The organism is Rhizobium sp. SVR5-9E (assembly GCF_056755095.1).
Genome location: NZ_JBNDHS010000594.1, coordinates 1 through 248 on the forward strand (window position 1 = coordinate 1; position 248 = coordinate 248).

The window sequence follows — 248 nt, forward strand, 5'->3', positions numbered from 1 at the left end:
CCCTATGGCGATTCTGATGATCGTCATGATGGGAAAAATGTATCCCAATAAAAAGTACAACAGCATTATAATTGTGATTTCAGCCTTGATTTTTGCAGTCGCTTTGACTGGTATTAGAAAGCAGATACCCATCGGCGAGGAACAATACCTCAAAGCGATGATCCCTCACCATTCATCTGCGATCATGACCAGTAAAAATGCAGACATCAAAGATCCCGAGGTCAGAAAATTGGCTGACAGCATCATTC

The 248-nt window shown here is 41.9% G+C and carries 1 protein-coding gene; it reads left to right on the forward strand.

Going from position 1 to position 248, the window contains the following annotated elements:
* Window positions 1-16: 16 nt before the first annotated feature.
* Window positions 17-248, forward strand: a 232-nt coding sequence (locus ACPYOJ_RS36200; protein WP_481420509.1) for a DUF305 domain-containing protein, incomplete at its 3' end; no start/stop codon positions are given.